Below are 19,841 nucleotides of genomic sequence, written 5' to 3' on the forward strand. Positions count from 1 at the left end.
CGGTGGCGAGGGGCAAGAAGGTGTCAGGCTGCCGTCCAGCCGATCCGCAGCGTCTCGGGTCCGCGAACGGACAGTCCGCGCTTGTACGTGACGATGTCTTCCGCCAGTTCAATGTCCCGGAACCTCTTGAGCAGAGTTGAAAAGATGATGTCCATGTCCAGCCGGGCCAGATGATTGCCGAGGCAGAAATGCGCGCCGCGGCCGAAGGCGATATGCCAGTTGGGCGTGCGCCCGGCGTCGAACCTGTCCGCATCGGGAAACTGCTCCGGATCGCGGTTCGCGGACCCGTAGAGAACACCGAACTTGGTGCCGCGCGGAAACACCCGTCCTCCGATTTCAACATCCCTGGTTGTGTAGCGGTGAAAAAAGGGCAGGGGAGATTCGTAGCGGAACATCTCCTGGACAGCCGTTTTCATGAGGCTCGGATCGGCGCGCAGGCGTTGCATTTCATCCGGGAATTTCAACAGTGCATGCATCCCGCTGCCAAGGACGTCGATCGTCGACCCGTGTCCCGCCATCAGGATCAGCATGGCGGTGGAGATGAATTCGTCGTGGTTTATATGGCCCTGCCGCTCGGCCTCGATCATCAGGCTCATCAGGTCGTCTTCGGGGTTGGTTTCCCGTTTTGCCTTGAGCTTCAGCAGATAGTCATAGAATTCAGTGGTGTTGCGTTCGGCGAGCTCCTTGCGCTCATCCGAACGGTCGATATCGAAGAACTGCACGATGTTTTCCGACCAGACGCGCAACTGCGGGCAATCCTCGTCGGGCACCCCCAGAACGCGGCCGATGATGTGGCCGGGCACATGGGCGGCAAGATCGCCGATGAAGTCGATCCCGTCGCGGTCACCCAGCCTGTCGAACAGCGTATCGACATATGTCTGAATGTCGTCTCTCAGCTTTCCCACCATCACCGGCGTGAACAGCTTGAACACCTGCTTGCGCAGCCGGTCATGCACGGCGCCGTCGCTGTCGAGCAGCGAAAATTGCACGAAGCGGGAATGATGCGGCATGTCGTGCCAGTTTTGTGCCCGTTTCTGCGCGGCGATTTCCTCAGGCGCGGCGACATGGTCGAGGGTACGAACCATGTCGTCGTCAAGCACTATTCGGGAGACATCCGAAAAGCGCGACGCCAGCCAGATGTCGAACTCCTCATAGTAGGTCAGGCCCTCCGTAGCGCGGAGGGCCGCGTAAAAAGGGTAGGGATCCTGTGCGAATTCGGCTGACAGGGGGGCAAAGCAAAGGTCTGTGGACGGCGGCATGCAGGACTCTTGGAGTGAACGGCGATCGGGTAGAATTGTGATTCTTGGCAGCGTCGAAGATTTGATTGCCCAAGTGCAAGCGAAAAGAACGGATTGTGATCTGTTTTTGCTGGTCATCGTGCTTTTCCCTGTGCCTGCGGACAACGCCTGGGGATTGCGAGGAAAGGACAGAATTGACGATAACTGTGTGAGATTGAATTTCTTAACAGTTTGTTAACTTGCTGCGGTCATGTCCCGCGCCAGTCCGGAGAAATAAATCAGGTGCGTGAGGCCGTTATGCGTGTTCCAAAGGCTTTCAGGGAAGAATATCAGAGCTTCTTGCGGGAAGCCGGATTCGACAATCCGAACCCGCAGGCCCTGCTGATGGAACTCGCCTCGCTCAGCATGGATGTCTACCTGAAGGAAATCGCCTGGTTGTCGGATTTCATCGGCAGGATCGAACGGGCGAAACGCGAGGCCGCTTGAGACTATCGGTGTCCTGAAAGCCTAATTTTGCGGGGCCGTACCCTTGGGTGCCAGGGCAGGCTTGAGCGCTTCGACGAAGCTTGCGGTTTTTTCCTTGTGCTTGCCCGACTTAATATCGCCTTCGGTTATTTCGAGTGTCGCTACTGGTGATTTGCCGCACAGATCTTCCATTTGTTTGAAGACGTCCTGTCCTCCGACATTGCCTTCGGTGCAGAAGAAAGCGATCCTTTCGAATCCTTCGGCGTGTTCGTGTATGTAAGTCCGTACCGCTGGCGGGAGACTGCTGGCCCAAACCGGTGTGCCCACAATGACGAGATCGTAATTTTCTGGAGTGGTATGGACCGGCTTCAGCTGGGTCTCGCGTTTGAACAACGCCCCCAAACCGGCAATCAGATAATTCCGACGCCGGCGTTCCTCCAGTTCTTCCAGATCTGCACCCAGGGTGCCGGAGATCACTTCTGCGACCGAATGGGTATGTCCGGTCCTGGAATAGAAAACGGTCAGAATTCTGCTCATTGCCAACATCCCAACGCCACTCACCGGGAGGCACCAACAGCAGTAAGGCACGCCCGATGCCGGAGGCCGGTGTTCCCGTCCATTTGAAGTGAACCTCATCAAAATGCGTTTTATCTTCGCGCTCATTGACCGGTGTCAATTGGCGCCCGCGAGGGTCTGGTATGAGGTTGTCGCGCCTGTTTTTTGTTCTTGCCGGGCGAAAGTCAACAGGTGCGGGAGAGCTGGTGGGTCAGCGCGACAGCAGTATGGGAACACCACTGTTTTCAAGCATTTCCGATGTGGTCCCCCCCAAGATGTTCTGGCGGAGCCTCGAATGTCCGTAAGCCCCCATGACAATCATGTCGCTCTTGATCTCGCCTGCCTTTTCAAGCAGGGCCTGAGAGACAGGTCTTCCTTCGGACGCAACGACCCGTACGTGGGGCTTCAGGCCATGGCGGGAGAGGATCAGGGCCATGTCGCTGCCCGGGTCCTGACCGTGTTCCTCATTGCCGATGACCGGATCGACGACAAGGAGATCGATCTGAGCCGCCTTTTTCAGAAAAGGCAAGGCATCGGTCACGGCACGGGCGGCTTCCCGTTGGGCGTTCCAGGCGATCGCGATCCGTTGGCCGAATATGTCCAATTCCGGAGCTTTTGGAATGTAGAGAACCGGTCTGCCGGAATCGAACAGGGCGCCATCAATCGCGTTTTTCTCAATACTCTCCAGCTCCTGTTCGGCGGAGCGCAGAACAATCGCCAGATCGCAGTAGATCGCATGACGCGCTACCAGATTGTCCTCCCGCTCCGGGGAGGAGAGACAGGGACGAAGATCGTAGGAAAGACTTTCCCGTGCGAGCAACTGGTCCATCCGCAGGTTGACTTCGGCAAGGTCCGCCTTGCGCTGGTCGCACTCCTCGGACCAGATTTTCACGTAGCCGTGCCCTCCGTAGCCGTAAAAGGGAAGATGCGGCACTTCACCGATGTTGAGGACGGTCAGATGAGCATCATGCGCGCGCGCCACGGCGGTGGCCAGGCCGATACTCTCCAGAGCCGTCTTGAATTCCATGATCGCAAGGATTGTTTTGATGGACATGGCCGGTTTCCTTGCAGGTGGAAGGCGCATCGAACGCCTGTCGGAAAAGCGATTATCACCGATAGGATGTATCGGCGGCAAGCAGGGATAGAATACCACTTTCTGCCGACAGGAATGACAGACTGTTTGACTGTGCACGGTTCCGCTGAGCGGCGCTGCCGGACGACGGCATTCAGCGCACCCTCTCGCGGGATCGGCCCGGCCGAAAGAAACAGGAAAGTGTGATCCGAGGAACAATGGAAACGACCGGAACCGTGACGAATGCCTTTGCCCTCGAGAGCGGGGAGATTGCCGAGAAATTTGCCACCCGGCCGGGGCAGGGGCTGGCGGAGGCCGAAGCCGTTCGCCGTCGTGGTGTTCATGGTCCCAACCGGCTCCGCGAGCACAAGACCCGCAGCACGCTTCTCATCCTGGCGCATCAGTTCACCGGCATAATCGTATGGATGCTCGCGGCGGCGGCGGTCTTGTCATTCGTTTTGGGGGATGTCGCGGACTCGGTCGCAATCGTCATCGTCCTGCTGCTGAATGGGGCCATAGGATTTTTCACCGAACTGCGTGCCGCGCGGTCGATGGAAGCTCTCATGCGCATAACCGAAGTCCGCACGCGCGTGCGCCGGGACGGGCGGGTGCGCGACATAGACGCTCACGAGCTGGTGCCGGGGGATGTTGTGGTTCTGGAAGCCGGTGACGTGGTCACAGCGGATCTGCGGCTCGTGACCGCATCGAACCTGTTGTGCGATGAATCCCTGCTCACTGGTGAATCCGCGCCCGTTGCGAAACAGACCGCCAGCATCGCCCCCGGTGCCGGTGTCGCGGACCGGACGAACATGGCGTTCAGCGGAACTGCGGTCACCCAGGGGCTCGGGGAGGGGATTGTCGTCGCCACCGGAATGGAGACGCAGCTCGGTCATATCAGCGCGCTTGCCGAGGAGGCGGACTCCGACGCCTCGCCCCTGGAACAACGTCTCGACAAACTGGGTCAGAAGCTTGTCTGGCTGACGCTGGGTTTGGCGGCGTTGACCAGCCTTGCCGGCATCTTGTGGGGCAACTCCATTGCCGAGATGGTCAAGACCGGTGTGGCACTGGCCGTGGCGGCAATTCCGGAGGGACTTCCGGTCGTCGCCACGCTCTGTCTGGCGCGTGGCATGTGGCGGATGGCGGCCCGCAATGCGATTGTCACTCAATTGTCCTCGGTGGAAACCCTCGGAGCGACCACCCTGATCCTTACCGACAAGACCGGCACTCTGACGGAGAACCGGATGTCGGTGGTCAGCTATCTCCTCGGCGGCACGGACGTCGAGGTATCGCGCGACGGGGAAGATGTTGCTTTCCGCATGTCGGACAACTGCGAGGTCCCTGCTGGTTCGGAGAGCCTGAACTGGGCACTGAAGGTTGGCGTCCTGTGCAACACGGCCGAGCCGGATCTTGAGGACGGCAGCGCCCGCATCGGCGACCCCATGGAAATCGCATTGCTTGCCGTTGCCGCCAGGGCTGACCTGACCAGGACGTCCCTTGCAGCGGATTTCCGGGAGGTCAGGCAGTATGCTTTCGATCCGCTTCGCAAAATGATGGCGACGGTCTTCACACGCGACGATGACAGCCTCTACGCGGTGAAGGGCGCCCCCGAATATGTGCTCGACGTATCGCGCTCGGTTCTCGTGGACGGCGGCCCGCGTGAGATGAGCGAGCAGGACCTGGCCGAATGGCGCGCGCGCAGCGCACTGGCGGCGAGCAGGGGACTGCGTGTTCTGGCTCTGGCCATGAAGACGGCGGCAACGGAAACCGAAGATCCGTATGAGGAACTGACACTGGTCGCGCTGGTCTGCTTTCTCGATCCCCTGCGCGAGGATATTCCCGCCGCCATAGAGGCAAGCCAGAACGCCGGCGTGCGCGTCGTCATGATGACGGGAGATCATGCGGACACAGCCGCCAAGATCGCTCAGGAGGCAGGCCTCGGCACGGAGCCGCTCAAGGTGCTGACGGGCCGGGATCTCGCCGGCATCGACCCCTCATCCGCTGATGAGACGACGCGTGAGAACGTGCTTCAGACGGATGTATTCGCGCGGGTGGCGCCCGATACCAAACTCAAGCTGGTGTCGCTTTTTCAGGAACAGGGCCACGTGGTCGCCATGACGGGCGACGGCGTCAATGACGCGCCGGCCCTGAAAAAGGCGGATATCGGCATTGCCATGGGCTTGCGCGGCACACAGGTGGCGCGCGAAGCGTCCGACATCGTTCTGAAGGACGATGCCTTCGCGACGATCATCGCGGCCATGCGCCAGGGGCGAACGATCTTCGAAAACATCCGCAATTTCGTGGTCTACCTGATGTCCTGCAATGTCAGCGAGATCCTGATTGTCGGGATTGCCGTCGGCGTTGGCCTGCCGGCTCCGCTTTTGCCCTTGCAGATCCTGTTTCTGAATCTCGTCACCGATGTCTTCCCCGCTTTCGCGCTGGGGCTTGGCCGGGGAGACGAGGCAATCATGTCGGAGCCTCCGCGCGATCCGGACGAACCGATCATAGACAGGAAGAGATGGTTCCTGATCGGGCTGCTTGGCGGGGCGATCACCCTTGCCACCCTCTCGGCCTTCGTGTTGGCGCTTTTTTATCTTGACCTTGGAACCGACACCGCGGTGGTCGTCGCTTTTCTGACCCTTGCCCTTGCCCAGCTATGGAATGTTTTCAATGTCCGGCGGCCCTCCCTGGCAGTTGTTCGCAATGAAATCAGCCGCAACCCGTATGTCTGGGCAGCCCTTGCACTCTGCCTCGGTCTCCTGGGCCTTGCGATGGGGCATCCGACCCTTGGCGATGTTCTGGGTCTTCACTGGCCAGGTTCGGAAGCAATGCTTCTCGCTGTCTCCCTGAGCTTTCTGCCGCTGTTGATCGGTCAGGCGTTCCTGATGCTGTTCCGTCCGGGCCAATCGCCTGACCGGAACCGCAATCACCGGTGACACCCGCATCACCGGACCGGAACAGTCATGCTGAAGACGGGACCTGTCCGTCGGAGACAGCGCGGCGTGACAAGCCATCGGACATGCAGGCCTCGCCGAACTGCCGCGACGATCCGGGGCTGTCCGCGGCCTTCAACGATTTGCTCTGAAAGTCTGTTGATCTGGAGCCGCTGGCGTTCCATACCCCTTGTCCAGACGAGGATCCGAACACGTGAAGACGAACGGCGTATTGCCCACCCAAATCCTGACAAGGCCCGAATTCGGCCTTGGGCTGATGTGGATGGCGTTCAGCATGGTGTCCTTCATCGGAATGTCGGTCGGCTCGCGCGAACTGGCGGCCACGCTTTCCATCAATCAGGTGCTGTTCTTCCGCGCGCTGGTCGGTCTTTTCGTGATCCTGGCCGTGGGCAGATCCCTGCTGCCGGAAGTTCGGCAGATGACCATGATGCGGCTGCACGTCCTGCGCAACGTCATCCATTTCGCCGCACAGTATTTCTGGACCATCGGCGTGGTCATGCTGCCCCTGGCTTCCGTTTTCGCGCTGGAATTCACGATGCCGATCTGGGTAGCGTTCTTCGCCTGGATCTTGCTGAAGGAACGCCTGACCAGACCGCGCATCCTTGCCACCATCGGCGGGTTCATCGGGGTGCTGGTCATCGTGCGTCCTGGCGTCGGCATGGTCGATCCTGCCGCCGGCCTTGTCCTGATCGCCGCCGCTGGCTACGGCCTGTCGCTGATCTTCGTCAAACGCCTGACCGGATATTGCTCGCCCGGGGTGATCGTGGTGTGGATGATCCTCATCCAGCTGCCGCTGGGTTTCGTCGCGGCCCTGACCGCATGGAACGAAGTGCACCTCACGGACGTGCCCTGGATGCTCGTGGCCGGCATCGGCGCGCTCAGCGCCCATTTCTGTCAGGCGCAGGCGTTGAAGAGGTTGGAGGCCTCCGTGGTCATGCCCATCGACTTCCTGCGTGTGCCGCTCGCTGCGGTCGTCGGATACTACGCCTACGGGGAGGCAATAGACCTCTGGGTGTTCCTGGGCGGCGGCATCATCCTGTTCTCGAACTATCGTGCCGTAATGGCGGAGCGCCGCGCTGCACGGTGAAGCGGGAACAGCGAAACTCCACCGAACTGCCGCATCGATAAAACCGTCAGCCGCGTCCGGTTGATATCGAGGCGTCTGCACGGGCAAAGTCACCGCAGGCGACTTATGGGAGACGGCAAGCTACGCGCGAAGGGGGCATTGCCCTCTCATCTGTCGTTTTGGGCCCGCCAGGCAGTGAACTTGACGAGGTTCTCTTCTCTGGTTGCCGGGTAGAGGCCGATGATCGTTTCGCCGGCGCGGACCTGCTCCATGGCGAAATCCTCGTAAGCCGTCATTTCGGTTGCTTCATCGGCAACTTCGTCAGCCAGATGCGCCGGGATGATGATGACGCTGTCATCGTCGCCCACAACAATGTCGCCGGGGAAGACGGGCGCATCGCCGCAGCCGATCGGGACATTGATATCGATGGCTTCGTTGATCGTCAGATTGGTCGGGCTTGAGGGGCGGGAGTGGTAGGCCGGCATGTCCAGTTCACCGATATTCATCGCATCCCGGAAACCGCCATCGGTCACGATACCAGCGCCACCGCGAACCATCAGTCGGGTGATAAGAATGTCGCCGGCGCTTGCCGCATCCGCATTGCGGCGGCTGTCCATGACCAGCACATGCCCTGGCGGGCAGGTTTCGATCGCGTGCCGTTGCGGGTGTTCGGGGTTGCGGAACTCGACGAGTTGGTTGCGGTCCTCGCGTGCGGGCATGTAGCGCAGGGTAAAGGCCGGGCCGACCATGTTGCGGCCCTTGGCCTTGACGGGCCGAACGTCCTGGATCACCTGGTGGCGCAATCCGCGTTTGTACAGCGCTGTGGCAAGTGTTGCGACCGAGACGTTGCGGAGTTTTTCGAGGGTAGTTGGATTTGGAGGTGTGGCGGTCATGGATCTCTCTCAGGGATTGGCGGCAAATCCGCCCCGGTTTCAGGCGTTGATCAGATTGTGGGTTCGCATGAAATTGGTCAGGCGGGTCATCTGATCCGGGTTCAATGGCCAGGCGGCGGGCGGGCGGGCATGACCGCAATCCTCCCCCATCAACGCGAGAGCCGCCTTGACACCGGGAACGTTGGCGCCACCCTGTTCCTCGGCACGGATGTCTTCAAAGACCTGCATTTCGGCGATAAGTTGCCGGGCAACTGCGTAGTCACCCCTTTCCAGAGCGGTGTTGATCGCCACCGAGCGCTCGGGCCAGACGTTGATCAGTCCGGAGGTGAACCCTCTGGCTCCAACGGCATAGAAGACCGGAGCCCAGACCTCTGCCAGCCCTCCTGTCCAGATGATGTGGTCCGGCGCAGCCTCGATCGCGGCCTTCAGCTTCATCGGGTTGGGTGTCGCCCATTTGACGCCGATCACACCGGGTATCTTGCAGATGTCGGCGATGGCGGTGGTGCCGATGGCGTCATTGCGCAGATACAAGATGAGAGGCAGACCGTCACCGGCCTCCTGGACCGCGCGGATATAATCACCGATGCCGCGCGGGGCGACGAACGGGTCGGGCGGCTGATGGATCATCAAGGCATCCGCGCCAGCGGCGGCGGATGCCTCTGCCAGACGGCAGGCGTCGCGAACCCCCCGGCCGACACCGGCCACCAGCGGTACGCGTTTGGCGATATGGCCGGCGGCGGCCCGCACCATCGCGACAGCCTCATCCGTGGTCAGCCCGTAGAATTCGCCTGTGTTGCCGTTGGCGGTTAGAACATGCAAGCCTGCGGCGATTGCACGATCGACCACCGAGGCTTGCAGGGCGGGTGCGATTTCGCCATCGGCTCCGAATGGCGTGACGAGGATGCCGGAGACGCCGGTTAGGGCGCGGCTCAGATCATGCGTCATGGAAGTCTCCGAATTTTTGTGAGGCCACGATCAGGTCAAGTGCCCGGCCGGACAAGCTGAGACCCAGGCCGGGACGGTCCGAGACATGCATGCGTCCGTCACGGATTTCATTGTGTTCGTTGAAGAGAGGGTCATAGAACTCGAAGTGCTCGACCCAGGGCTCCGTCGGGAAGGCCGCGGCAAGGTGGAGATGCAACTCCATGACCATATGCGGCGCGAGCTGGACCTGGCTGGCCTCTGCCATTGCCATGACCTTCAGGAAGGGGGTGATGCCGCCGATGCGCGGCGCATCCGCCTGACTGATGTCGCAGCCGCCAAGGCCGATAAGACGAAAATGCTCCTGCGGAGAGGTCAGCATCTCGCCCGTCGCGACCGGCGTCGCGAGTGCGCGGGCCAGGTCCGCATGGCCCTCAAAGTCCCAGGCGTCGAGCGGCTCCTCGATGAAGGCCAGCCCGATATCGTCCACGATGCGTCCGAATTGCAATGCGTAGGCACGGTCCCATTGCTGGTTGGCGTCGATCATCAGGGCAATTGCGTCGGGCAGGTGGGTCCGCAAAGCATCGATGCGTTTCAGATCTTCCTGCCCATCTGGTTGGCCCACCTTCATCTTGATCCCGCCAATACCCTTTTGCATCGAGGTCTCCGCCGCCGTTTTCATATCGGCCACGGAGGCCTGGAGAAACTGGCCGGAAGAATTGTAGATCCTGCAGGAATCCCGATGGGCGCCAAGGAGCTTGGCGAGCGGCAGGTCCGCGCGGCGCGCCTTCATGTCCCAAAGCGCGACATCGAAGGCGCAGATCGCCTGATAGGCAGCGCCCCCGCGCCCCAGCGAAATGGATTGCCAGGCCAGCCGCTCCCAGAGGCGCCCGATGTCGTTCGGATCCTGCCCCTGAAGGATAGGCGCCAGTTCGCAACCGATACCGTAAAGAGCCGAGCCGCCGGCCCGCAGCGTGTAGCTGAAGCCAAGGCCGCGGTGCCCGGCCTCGCTGACAATCTCGACAAACAGAAGTTCGTGCGCGGCCAGTGGGGTTTGCCGGCCGGTCAGCACCTTTGCGTCGGAGATGGGTTTGTCCAGCGGCAAGGTCACATGCATGACCCGGCTGCCGGTGATTGCATCCTGAGAGGCTGGCCCCTTCGGCAGCCCTGCCATGGGCGGACGTGCCGGAATGCGGCGAAGGGAAAGGTCGAGGCTCATCAGTAGATGTCCGGCTCCGGTACGGGTTTGCCGAAGTCGGTGCGCAGGAAATCGAAGTCGCAACCCTTGTCGGCCTGCTCGATATGTCTGGAGAACATGTGCCCGTAGCCGCGTTCGTAGTGCGGTTCCGGCGGGGTCCAGTTTTGCCGGCGCCTGGCGAACTCTTCATCGGATATGTCGACACGCAGAACCCGGTTGGGGACATCGAGTTCGATGATGTCGCCGGTCTCGATCAATGCCAGCGGTCCGCCAATGAAGGACTCCGGGGCGACATGCAGCACACAGGCGCCGAAAGACGTGCCTGACATGCGGGCATCGCTGAGCCGCACCATGTCCCGGTGGCCATCCTTGAGAAGCGCCTGCGGCATCGGTATCATTCCCCACTCCGGCATTCCCGGGCCGCCCTGGGGGCCGGCATTGCGCAGAACCAGCACGTGATCCGGCGTCATCGGGTAATCGGGATCGGCAATGATCTTTTTCAGTTCCGGGTAGCTGTCGGCGACGATCGCCGGGCCGGAATGCTTGTGAAATTTCGGATCGCAGGCGGCGGGTTTTATGACGGCTCCGTCAGGAGCCAGATTGCCGCGAAGAACGGCCAGAGAGCCCTCGTGATAGACCGGGTTGGAGAGCGGACGGATGACGTCCTCGTTGTAATTCACCGCAGGTGCAATGTTCTCGCCAACGGTCTTGCCGTTTACCGTCAGGACCGAAAGGTCCAGCTTGTCGCCAAGTTCCTTCATCAGGGCCGGCAACCCGCCGGCGTAGTAGAAATCTTCCATCAGGTATTCGCTGCCTGACGGCCGGATGTTGGCCAGCACCGGCACCTGGTGACCGATCCGGTCCAGATCGTCCAGCCCCCAGTCGATCCCGGCGCGTTTCGCCATTGCGACAAGGTGGATAATGGCATTGGTCGAGCAACCGGTGGCCATTGCTATCGTCGTGGCGTTGGCGGCAGCCGCCAGGGTCACGACCTTGTCTGGCGTCAGGTCTTCCCACACCATCTCCACGATACGCCGGCCGCAGGCTGCCGCCATGCGTTTGTGTCCCGCATCCGGTGCGGGGATCGACGAAGCACCCGGCAAGGTCAGCCCGAAGCCTTCGGCAATCGACATCATGGTGCTGGCGGTGCCCATGGTCATGCATGTGCCGTAGCTGCGGGCGATGCCGCCCTGGACACCATCCCATTCTTCCTTGCCGATGTTGCCCGCGCGCCGTTCGTCCCAGTATTTCCAGACATCCGTGCCGGAGCCCAGTTTCTGCCCGGCATAGTTTCCCCTGAGCATCGCGCCTGCAGGCATGAAAATGAAGGGAATGCCCATCGACAATGCGCCCATGATCAGGGCGGGAGTGGACTTGTCGCACCCACCCATGAGAACGACACCGTCGATCGGGTGCGAACGGATTGTTTCCTCGACTTCCATCGCGCCCATGTTGCGATAGAGCATGGACGTCGGTTTCAGGAACTGCTCGGAAAAGGAATGCACCGGCATTTCAGCCGGCATGCCGCCGGCCTGATACACGCCTTTTTTCACGAACTCCGCCCGGTCGCGCAAATGGTGGTGACAGGGAGACAGGTCCGACCACGTGTTGACGATCGCGATGACCGGTTTGCCTTCCCAGTCTTCACCGTCAAGTCCCATCTGCATGGCGCGCGATCGGTGACCCATGGAGCGCAGGTCGTCGGGCGCGAACCAGCGTGCGGATCGAAGGTCTTCAGGGCGTTTCTTCATGCGTCGGATCTCGATCAGGAAATGGGTTGGGCAAGGGTGAACATCAGGAATATGATCACTCCTGCCAGCACCAGGCCCAGAACCCAGGGCCAGATGCCATAGCCGTTGATGTCGTCATGGGAATCGCGACCGATCATGGCAGTCTCCTCAGTTCAAGAGTTCGGGCAGGAACAGCGCGATCTGCGGGAACATCATCACCAGTACCAGACCTGTGACTTGCAGGGCGATGAACGGCAGAACGGCAATGAAGATTTCCTGCAAGGTGACATCCTTGGGGGCCACCGACTTCAGCCAGAAGCATGCGGGACCGAAGGGGGGCGACAGGAAGTAGATCTGGATGTTCATCACAAAGAGGATGCCGAACCAGATTTTCGCCTGATCTTCAGTCAGGCCCAGTTCCGGAGCCAGGGTCATCACGACCGGCGCAAAGACCGGAACAGTGATCAGCACGATGGCGATCCACTCCATGAACGTGCCGAGCACCATCAGGATCAGCATCATCACCACGATGGTGCCCATGGCGCTGAGCCCGAGGTTGAGGAACAGTGAGCGGATGAAGTCGCCACCGCCGACCAGGTTGAAAATTCCGACGAAGCTGACCGCGCCCAGAATGAGCCAGATGATCGTGCCGACAGTCGTCATGGTGCCCAGAAGCGAGGCGGAGATGACGGACCAGTTGAAGCGGTTGCGGACGGCGGCAATGAACAGGGCTCCGATACAGCCGACGGCAGCGGATTCCGTCACACTGGCAATACCGCCGTAGATCGACCCCATCACCATCATGATCAGGATGACGCACAGGATGACGGCGGTCAGGCGTTCGCGTGACAGTTTCTGATGGGTTCCTGTCACCTCGGCCACTTCGGCGGCGGTCGGGGCCAGGGACGTATTCAGGTTCACCCGGATCAACACATAACCGGCATAGAAGGTCGCCAGCATGATACCCGGGATCGCGCCTGCCATGAACAGGTCCCCGATGCCGACTTCCGCCGAGACGCCATAAACAATGGTGATGATTGACGGCGGGATCAGCGTGGCCAGCGCTCCGGCGGCGCAGATCAGGCCGATGGAAAGCTTGCGGTCATAACCGAGCCTGAACATCTGGGGGAGGGCCACAAGACCGAGCATGACGATCTCGCCGCCCATGACACCCGACATTGCCGCCAGAATGACCGCCACGACCGTGGTCTGGACCGCGACGCCGCCGCGCATGTTGCCGGCGAAGATGGACATGGCATCGAACAGGTCTTCCGCAATGCCCGCGCGCTCCAGGATGGAGGCCATCAGCACGAAAAAAGGCACCGCGACCAGCGAGTAGTGTTCCAGGAGGCCTACGGCGTTGGAACTGACGAGGAACAAGCCTCGGGGCCCGAAAAAGCCGACAGCCATGATCACCGAAACGATCAGCGTCACGATGCCGAGCGGCATGCCCGTCATCATAAGTGCGATGAGCAGCACCACCATGATGATGGAGATAGTGCCCAGGTCCATACTGCGCAGTTGCAGGGCTTTCGACGGATCCAGCGCCTTGCCGATGTCGGACATGTAATCCGAGAAATGGGCAAACAGCTGAATGTCGAGAGCGTGGCTCAGGAAGGCAGAGGCGAAATAGGCAACGAAATAGACGGCAACGATCTTGACCAGCCATCTGGCCCAGGCAGAGGTCAGGTGGCGATGCAGGTTCACCATGAGCTGCGCGAGATACATGAAGGCGCCGATCACCATCAGCGATTTCATCATCATCGGGAGCGGGGAGTTGAAAGCAGAGCCCGATTTCTCGATGCGCCCAACGCTGTCGTAAGCGCGGATCGATGCGTCGGTCAGAAGCATGTAAAGGGCAATGACGCCGATGATCATGGCGAACAATTCAAGCCACCAGCGCTGTGCCGGGCTGGCGATGTTGTGGATGACCGTGATCGCGATGTGGCGCTTTTTCAGGGTCACATAGCCCGCCGACAACATCCATGCGGCGGCGACGGTGACCATGACGGTCTCAAATGCCCAGAAGGTCGGCGCGTTCAGAACGTACCGGGAAAAGACTTCAAAGAGCGTTGCAAGAGCCGCGATCAGGTAAAACGTCGAAACCGCGATACCGGTGACGTGACTGACATGTTCGACCGGGCCATATTGGCTGCGCGGCGTATCCGTTTCGTGATGCTCCGGATCCTGTGCCGCGATCTCGACTTCCGTTGCTTCCAGCGCCTTGTCGTATTGGTCGCCCATCTCTTTCCTCTCCCTTACCGGATAATATCCGGACCTTCCCCGCCCATGGCAAGCACGAGGAGGTGTGTCACCCCGGGCCGGGCCCGGGGTGCGTCAAGTGGTGTTTGAGAGCCTTAGAGAAGGCCGGCTTGCTTCATGAAAGCAACGTGCGCGTCAAAGACCTCCTGAGCGAGGTCGGAACCCGCTGCGAAATCGTTCCACGCTTCCTGTGCAATCTCGCGCAGCGCATCGCGCTCGGACTGCGGCCAATCGATAACCTCGATTTCGCCTTCCGCCTTGTCACGCGCCACCAGTTGGCGATCGAGCCGGTCGAAATACTGGCGCAGCCCGTTATAGGCGGCAAGATACCAGGTCTCGAGCGCGACCCGTTCCTGCTCGCTCAACTCGTCGTATACCGATTGACTGATGGTGAACTGCAGGATCGGAGTCGAGTGGATGCCCGGGAAAATCGGGTATCTCGCGATCTTGTGCATGCCGTTCGCATCATTGTTGGCATAGGCCGAGTTGTCGGCGGCATCAATGACGCCTTTTTCCAGGGCTCCGTATGTTTCAGAACCCGACATCGAGACAGGGGCTGCGCCGGCGCGCTTGAATACGTCCGCGGCCAGTCCTTCCGGCGAGCGAATTTTCAGGCCCTTGAGATCGGCGATGCCGCGTACCGGAACCTTGGACACGAATGCTTCGCGCGCATAGGCGCCACAGCCGATAACGTGAACGCCCGGAAAGTGCTCGTCATAGAGTTTTTGCAGCATTTCCTTGCCACCGCCCTGGGCACAGAAGGCCTGGATCTGGTCGGCGCTGTCATAGCCTGCGATCAGGTCTCCCATGAGTGCGAAGGCCGGATCGATGCCGGCGAAATAGTTGATCGACGTCAGGTCGCCATCAAGAATGCCGACGGCAATGGCCTCGGCCGTTTCACGGCGCGGCACGACGGCATCAACCGGCAGCAGTTCGACGGACAGCGAACCACCGGTCATCTGTTCCAGCTTTGGTACCCATTCTTCGTTCAGGTAGCCCAGAGATGCGTGACTGGCATTGGCTGACGTCTGGATCTTCAGAACGCGATCTGCCGCGTGGGAAGCAGCGACGCTCATTCCCAAAGCCGCAGCGACGGCAAGCGATTTGCCCAGGATATTGATTTTCATAGAACTCCTCCCAAAGTTCGCTCCGTGCAGACTGTCTTCTTTCTGCTCGATCAGAGCGAAGATAAGACTAATATATTAGTTGACTATTATTGGCAACGGCATATTTTCACCCTTTCACTTGAACGGAAGAAACATGCAGCAGGGTTTGACGAAAACACGGTCTGGGGGATCCAAGACCGGCGGTGCGCCGGACCGGGTTTACCGGCAACTGCGTGAGCGCATACTCAACTTCGACCTGCCGCCGGGCGCGTCCCTGAGCCGTAATGAAATTGCTGAGAATTATGGGGTCAGCCAGGCCCCCGTCCGGGAGGCGCTCCAGGCGCTGGAAGAGGACGGGCTGGTGTTGATCATCCCCCAGTCCCGAACCCTGGTCTCGCAGATCGACGTCAAGCAGCTTTACGAAACCCAGTTTCTGCGCGTGGCCGTCGAATGTGAGGTGGTCCGGCGGCTCGCCGATGCACAAAAGAGCGAGACCATCGAACGCGCCCGAACCATCTTGCGAATGCAGTCGACCCTGGAAGGGGAGATGGACAAAATGGATCTCTTCAACGAGCTTGACCGGTCGTTCCACGAGACACTTTTCGAAGGTGCCGGCATGAGCCGGATCAACGAGATGGTGCGCCGCAAGATGGGGCACCTTGCACGCTGTCAGCGGCTGGAACTTCCGGTGAAGGGAAAGATGGAAACAATTCTGCGGCAACACGCCAAGGTGATCGAAGGGCTCGAAGCAGGGGATGCACAACGTGCGGCGGCGGCAATGAACGAGCATCTGTCCGGAACGATCAGCCGGGTCGAGAAACTGCGGGGGGATTTCCCGGACTATTTCACTGACGATGAATTTCAGTGAGCAGGGGCACTGGATCGAGGCGGGCGCAATTTACCCGGCGCTCCGCAGACTGTCCAATTAATGCAAGTTTCCATCGGAAAATCCGCAGAGATCTGCAGGCCGACCTGAATCGGTCCGCCGCCCACGCCGATTTAAAGTGTCAACTTCTGCACTGCGCTGGGAAGTAGGGTGGGGGGCATGGTCTCCGGCGTGAAGAATGACCGGGGTGGGGCTGATAGGGGACTGGCGGCTTACACCCTTGCAAACTATCCAGCCGGACATCCAAACAGACCGGGCTCGCGACGGTCTCAGCGCCAAATCGACAGCTGCCACACAGCACTCAAATTGCAACCTTTGTTTATCAAATTCGTAACGAAATCTCGCTAGGAAATTGCAACTTTAAGTTAGTGGGAGTTTTTATGTATCGCAGCTAAGCGGCCCTTTGTGCATTATTGATTGCAACGTCTCCGGCAATGTCCAAATCGCCCCCGACTACGGAAGATATGCTCCGAAAAACTGTGAATCGCGACGCTGATAAGGCGAAGGAACAATTCGTCTCCCAACTGTTCAAAATGTCTCCGACAGGTGAACTGACTCGAACAATGGCCGAGACAATTGATCTCAGGTTCAAAGCTGAAATACGAACAAGCATAACGACATCGATCCTGAGGAACGATCTGGACGGAAACGGTGAAATGTCGAGCGAGGAAATCGACCGTGTCCGCGCGGTTCTTTCAGGGGAACAGCGATCACGCTTTGAAACAACAGTGATCAAGGTTGATACTGACAACGACGGAACGCTGTCGGCTGCCGAGATCAGGAAAAGGGGTGCTGAAGCGGTCGCGGATCTGCAAAAGCTTGGTGGACGTGGCAGGCTTAAGGGGACGGCGTTCATGGTGTTCGATGCCAATGCGGACGACGTGGTCGTCGTCGACGACATCATCAAAACAATTGATCGCCTCACCAAAGAAGGGCCATCTGTCACGCCAGAGTCTCGATCTGACCGAAACGAGGTTTGCAAGCTGCCTAAACCCTCACCGGAAGCCTCTCCGGTTTTTGTGGGTGCCTACGAAGGGACTGCTCTCTCCACTGTTGCGGTTGCCGGCCCTGAAAACGAAACAACCTTCGCGGAGCTTGAGATCGAGGAAGGCAAGGAACCGGTCTACATCGTGGCCAGCGTATATGATGCGATGGTTTTACGCGTCACCGGCGCGACCGAACGTGTCGAGCGTTTTGTTGGGAGAAGCCAAAATGGCATGGGCGTTATCGGGCTGCCGGCAGAGCTAGTGGATCTAACATCATTGTCAAATTGCCATTTTCCGGTTGCCTATAAGGAAAATACCTCGAAGTGGATCAAGGCGCGGGCGTTGTTGACCGCCGATCTTGGCCGCGAGGCCAGCATGATTGTTGGTTACAAACTTAGTCGACTGCAGCTTCCCTCAGGTCGTAGCGATAAACCCGCAGCATCGCAAAAGGCCAGCGGCGGTATCATCATACAAAAGGGCGACAAGCGCTTTCGGATGACTGATAAGGGCCTTGCGGAAATTGTAGAGTCGCAAACCTCTTCCGCTTTGGAAATTGATCTGCGCCGAAACTATCCGGACGGGATCGAAAGGCTAATGCCGGAAGATATCGTGACCAACGGAAAGGCAGAGGTGTATGAAGTGTTGCCGCAGCAGGCAGGATTGGTTCAACTGATGAAAAGTGGTGCACTGAGCAGGTTAAGTGATGGTGCTTATTCAATTGACAAGCCCATCGTGCGGTTTCCCGCCGGATTGAATGGCGGACATTCCGTGAAGTTTGTTTTACGAAGTGGTGTGCCGATGCCCGCAGGTAGTCGCGGACATTCAACAGTTTTGATCGAAGAAACGGGAGAATGCCTTGGCATCCGTTGCTGAGAGCAGGTGCAGCCAACTGTAGTAAACAGATAGGCCATGGATTTGCTGACAAGGTCTCAAGCCATGGCATTTTTCAATGAGTGTGAAGAAACTGCATGGCAGGAGGGCATATTGCTTAGGTTTCTTGCGTCTTTGTTGGTGTTAATTTCTATACTATATTTAGGTTCTGTTGGGATTGTCTTGGGGGTAATTATTTGTTGTGTATTGAAGTTTGCTGGAAAACTTCCAAGAATACATAATGCAAGAAAAATATCTATTTATTTAAATTCTCAATTGAATGCCGCAGTCGCTGCGTATGTTTTATTCATTCCAATAGATTATTACATAATTCAGAGTGATTATATTCGTTTCCTTGCTCATGTATAGGAAATTAAGTTCCCGGAAAATAAAGTTTTTATTTCTGCAATAAGCAGTGGTGCTTTTTATTTAGACTTTTATGACTGGTTTGAAGGTAGAAGTTTTCTTGCTAATACACTATTTGCTTGGCAGGGTGCCTTGTATGGTTCATTTCTCGTTTCAATTGTCTGGTTTTCAATGATTTTGCCAAGCATGTTTCAGTTCTTCCCGGCGACTGAAAGAAAGGCCGGTTATTCAGCCGTCGCTGCCGGATTTGCTTTGTTGTTATCTGGTATTATTTTGATAAATATTGATTTTCTATATCTTTCATCTCGGAGGGTAGATCTTCTTTCGCAGTTAATACTGCCTACGGCGGCGTTTGTGCTGATTTTGTTCGGAGCTTCTATTGTTGGAGTTTGTCTCAATAAATTGGGATCTTCTAAATGACAAATGCAAAAACTCTTGGTGGTTTAATTCGAAAATCTTCGGAGAAGCGGCTGAAACACTATCAAGTAATGGATACAATCCGCCAACCGTAGTTGCGCGCGCCACGACGCCAGTGCGTCTTCGCGGACAAAGCCTATGTCGTTGACCTGGTAGTGCTTTCCAATGAGGTTGTTCACCGATTTTGGTTCAGGCGACTGATCGGTGTCTTGAAGTTAATGCCGCCGTGCGGTCGTTGGCAATTGTAGATATCGAGCCATCGTGGCTGGGCGGCATTTCTCATGTCTGAGGTCTTGTACGGAACTCCGTAAGCCCACTCCTCCTGAGGGGTTTTGATGAAGCGCTCTGCCTTTCCGTTGGTCTGCGGAGTGTAGGGCCTTGTGCGGACATGTCTCGCGGATAGTGTCAAAGATCTTTCGCACCTTTGTTTTCAGGCGACGGCTCCTTGGGTTTTGTGTTGCTCCTGGTAGAGCGGTGCCATGTTCATGTATTTGCGGCTGGACCATTCTCCGGCCGCGATATGCCTGAGCCTGGCCGCGCCAGGTTGAGGCAGGATTGGCCGTCCGCGAACGCCCCGACGACCCGAGTTCGTCGCCGGATCTCCTTCATGATCCGCTCCAGCGGATTGCTGGTTCTGATCTTGCGCCAATGGCTGTCCGGAAAGCCGTAATAGGTCAGCGTTTCGCCGATGCTCTCTTCAATCAGGTCGGCGGCCCGTGTCAGTCGCCGCGCCCGCAGGTCTGCGATAACAGAGTCAGCCTTTTCCTGGGCCGCCTTGCGGTTCTGGGCATGGATGGCCTTCAGCATATGCGTGACCTCGCGCACCTTGGTGGAGGGAACGTGGCTGAACACATTGCGG

Annotated in this window: 17 protein-coding genes and 2 pseudogenes; 7 read left to right on the forward strand and 12 right to left on the reverse strand. The window is 58.7% G+C overall.

Features of this window, described 5'->3' with window-relative positions; genetic code table 11:
* Positions 1 to 23 precede the first annotated feature (23 nt).
* On the reverse strand, positions 24 to 1,259 hold the full coding sequence (locus tag OA90_RS18385; RefSeq protein WP_068415340.1) for a cytochrome P450: 1,236 nt from the start codon (positions 1,257 to 1,259) through the stop codon (positions 24 to 26).
* Between the two features lie 276 nt (positions 1,260 to 1,535).
* Between OA90_RS18385 and OA90_RS18395 the strand changes: the two genes are divergently transcribed.
* Positions 1,536 to 1,724, forward strand: coding sequence for a hypothetical protein (locus OA90_RS18395; RefSeq protein WP_068415346.1), 189 nt, complete (start codon positions 1,536 to 1,538; stop codon positions 1,722 to 1,724).
* A gap of 21 nt (positions 1,725 to 1,745) precedes the next feature.
* Here OA90_RS18395 and OA90_RS18400 read toward each other — a convergent pair whose 3' ends face one another.
* Both OA90_RS18400 and OA90_RS18405 read right to left on the reverse strand, forming a co-directional pair.
* The gene (locus OA90_RS18400) at positions 1,746 to 2,366 is read right to left on the reverse strand and encodes a flavodoxin family protein (RefSeq protein WP_156510557.1); all 621 of its coding nucleotides are present in this window, start codon (positions 2,364 to 2,366) and stop codon (positions 1,746 to 1,748) included.
* A gap of 103 nt (positions 2,367 to 2,469) precedes the next feature.
* A complete protein-coding gene (locus OA90_RS18405; RefSeq protein ID WP_068415351.1) occupies positions 2,470 to 3,312 on the reverse strand; it encodes a universal stress protein in 843 nt (280 codons plus the stop codon).
* Between the two features lie 236 nt (positions 3,313 to 3,548).
* Here OA90_RS18405 and OA90_RS18410 point away from each other — a divergent pair, with 236 nt between their 5' ends.
* Positions 3,549 to 6,263 (forward strand): cation-transporting P-type ATPase, encoded by a 2,715-nt coding sequence (locus tag OA90_RS18410; protein WP_068415354.1) that lies wholly within the window; start codon positions 3,549 to 3,551, stop codon positions 6,261 to 6,263.
* A 211-nt stretch (positions 6,264 to 6,474) separates the two neighbouring features.
* Positions 6,475 to 7,368, forward strand: coding sequence for a DMT family transporter (locus OA90_RS18415; protein WP_199823763.1), 894 nt, complete (start codon positions 6,475 to 6,477; stop codon positions 7,366 to 7,368).
* 146 nt (positions 7,369 to 7,514) lie between these two features.
* On the opposite strand, the gene OA90_RS18420 is transcribed toward OA90_RS18415, so the two are convergent.
* From OA90_RS18420 to OA90_RS18450, 7 genes are all read right to left on the reverse strand, one after another.
* Positions 7,515 to 8,240: a ribonuclease activity regulator RraA gene (locus OA90_RS18420; protein WP_068415357.1), complete on the reverse strand. Its 726-nt coding sequence runs from the start codon at positions 8,238 to 8,240 to the stop codon at positions 7,515 to 7,517.
* A 39-nt stretch (positions 8,241 to 8,279) separates the two neighbouring features.
* Positions 8,280 to 9,185, reverse strand: a complete 906-nt coding sequence (locus OA90_RS18425; protein WP_068415362.1) for a dihydrodipicolinate synthase family protein — start codon at positions 9,183 to 9,185, stop codon at positions 8,280 to 8,282.
* Positions 9,175 to 10,380, reverse strand: coding sequence for a mandelate racemase/muconate lactonizing enzyme family protein (locus tag OA90_RS18430; protein WP_082837132.1), 1,206 nt, complete (start codon positions 10,378 to 10,380; stop codon positions 9,175 to 9,177). The genes OA90_RS18425 and OA90_RS18430 overlap by 11 nt, the downstream gene beginning before the upstream one ends.
* The gene (araD, locus tag OA90_RS18435) at positions 10,380 to 12,110 is read right to left on the reverse strand and encodes an L-arabinonate dehydratase (protein ID WP_068415363.1); all 1,731 of its coding nucleotides are present in this window, start codon (positions 12,108 to 12,110) and stop codon (positions 10,380 to 10,382) included. The genes OA90_RS18430 and araD overlap by 1 nt, the downstream gene beginning before the upstream one ends.
* Positions 12,111 to 12,124: 14 nt before the next feature.
* On the reverse strand, positions 12,125 to 12,247 hold the full coding sequence (locus OA90_RS29805; protein ID WP_068415364.1) for a dihydroxy-acid dehydratase: 123 nt from the start codon (positions 12,245 to 12,247) through the stop codon (positions 12,125 to 12,127).
* 10 nt (positions 12,248 to 12,257) lie between these two features.
* Positions 12,258 to 14,333 carry a TRAP transporter large permease subunit gene (locus OA90_RS18445; protein ID WP_068415366.1) on the reverse strand — a complete coding sequence of 692 codons (2,076 nt, stop codon included), beginning with the start codon at positions 14,331 to 14,333 and terminating at the stop codon, positions 12,258 to 12,260.
* Between the two features lie 113 nt (positions 14,334 to 14,446).
* Positions 14,447 to 15,478 (reverse strand): TRAP transporter substrate-binding protein, encoded by a 1,032-nt coding sequence (locus tag OA90_RS18450; protein ID WP_068415368.1) that lies wholly within the window; start codon positions 15,476 to 15,478, stop codon positions 14,447 to 14,449.
* 133 nt (positions 15,479 to 15,611) lie between these two features.
* Between OA90_RS18450 and OA90_RS18455 the strand changes: the two genes are divergently transcribed.
* The 4 genes from OA90_RS18455 (at position 15,612) to OA90_RS28635 (ending at position 18,985) form a co-directional block, all read left to right on the forward strand.
* A complete protein-coding gene (locus tag OA90_RS18455) occupies positions 15,612 to 16,325 on the forward strand; it encodes a GntR family transcriptional regulator (RefSeq protein ID WP_068415371.1) in 714 nt (237 codons plus the stop codon).
* Between the two features lie 581 nt (positions 16,326 to 16,906).
* Entirely contained in the window at positions 16,907 to 18,202 is a 1,296-nt protein-coding gene (locus OA90_RS18460; protein ID WP_156510558.1) for a hypothetical protein, read from the forward strand.
* A 36-nt stretch (positions 18,203 to 18,238) separates the two neighbouring features.
* Positions 18,239 to 18,568, forward strand: coding sequence for a hypothetical protein (locus OA90_RS28630; RefSeq protein WP_156510559.1), 330 nt, complete (start codon positions 18,239 to 18,241; stop codon positions 18,566 to 18,568).
* A 129-nt stretch (positions 18,569 to 18,697) separates the two neighbouring features.
* The gene (locus tag OA90_RS28635) at positions 18,698 to 18,985 is read left to right on the forward strand and encodes a hypothetical protein (protein ID WP_156510560.1); all 288 of its coding nucleotides are present in this window, start codon (positions 18,698 to 18,700) and stop codon (positions 18,983 to 18,985) included.
* A gap of 172 nt (positions 18,986 to 19,157) precedes the next feature.
* Here OA90_RS28635 and OA90_RS28095 read toward each other — a convergent pair.
* Both OA90_RS28095 and OA90_RS29580 read right to left on the reverse strand, forming a co-directional pair.
* A pseudogene (locus OA90_RS28095) lies at positions 19,158 to 19,376 on the reverse strand (integrase core domain-containing protein); the annotation flags it as partial.
* Positions 19,377 to 19,522: 146 nt separating this feature from the next.
* Positions 19,523 to 19,789, reverse strand: a pseudogene (locus OA90_RS29580) (transposase); the annotation flags it as partial.
* Positions 19,790 to 19,841 lie beyond the last annotated feature (52 nt).

The sequence above is a fragment of the Labrenzia sp. OB1 genome (genome assembly GCF_001624695.1).
In the GTDB taxonomy this organism is placed as follows: domain Bacteria; phylum Pseudomonadota; class Alphaproteobacteria; order Rhizobiales; family Stappiaceae; genus Roseibium.

Bases quoted from the DNA above. Each gene is read 5' to 3' on its own strand.
- OA90_RS18385 (WP_068415340.1), bottom strand. From the start codon at position 1,259: ATGCCGCCGTCCACAGACCTTTGCTTTGCCCCCCTGTCAGCCGAATTC.
- OA90_RS18395 (WP_068415346.1), top strand. From the start codon at position 1,536: ATGCGTGTTCCAAAGGCTTTCAGGGAAGAATATCAGAGCTTCTTGCGG.
- OA90_RS18400 (WP_156510557.1), bottom strand. From the start codon at position 2,366: ATGAGCGCGAAGATAAAACGCATTTTGATGAGGTTCACTTCAAATGGA.
- OA90_RS18405 (WP_068415351.1), bottom strand. From the start codon at position 3,312: ATGTCCATCAAAACAATCCTTGCGATCATGGAATTCAAGACGGCTCTG.
- OA90_RS18410 (WP_068415354.1), top strand. From the start codon at position 3,549: ATGGAAACGACCGGAACCGTGACGAATGCCTTTGCCCTCGAGAGCGGG.
- OA90_RS18420 (WP_068415357.1), bottom strand. From the start codon at position 8,240: ATGACCGCCACACCTCCAAATCCAACTACCCTCGAAAAACTCCGCAAC.
- OA90_RS18425 (WP_068415362.1), bottom strand. From the start codon at position 9,185: ATGACGCATGATCTGAGCCGCGCCCTAACCGGCGTCTCCGGCATCCTC.
- OA90_RS18430 (WP_082837132.1), bottom strand. From the start codon at position 10,380: ATGAGCCTCGACCTTTCCCTTCGCCGCATTCCGGCACGTCCGCCCATG.
- araD (WP_068415363.1), bottom strand. From the start codon at position 12,110: ATGAAGAAACGCCCTGAAGACCTTCGATCCGCACGCTGGTTCGCGCCC.
- OA90_RS29805 (WP_068415364.1), bottom strand. From the start codon at position 12,247: ATGATCGGTCGCGATTCCCATGACGACATCAACGGCTATGGCATCTGG.
- OA90_RS18445 (WP_068415366.1), bottom strand. From the start codon at position 14,333: ATGGGCGACCAATACGACAAGGCGCTGGAAGCAACGGAAGTCGAGATC.
- OA90_RS18450 (WP_068415368.1), bottom strand. From the start codon at position 15,478: ATGAAAATCAATATCCTGGGCAAATCGCTTGCCGTCGCTGCGGCTTTG.
- OA90_RS18455 (WP_068415371.1), top strand. From the start codon at position 15,612: ATGCAGCAGGGTTTGACGAAAACACGGTCTGGGGGATCCAAGACCGGC.
- OA90_RS18460 (WP_156510558.1), top strand. From the start codon at position 16,907: ATGGCCGAGACAATTGATCTCAGGTTCAAAGCTGAAATACGAACAAGC.
- OA90_RS28630 (WP_156510559.1), top strand. From the start codon at position 18,239: ATGGATTTGCTGACAAGGTCTCAAGCCATGGCATTTTTCAATGAGTGT.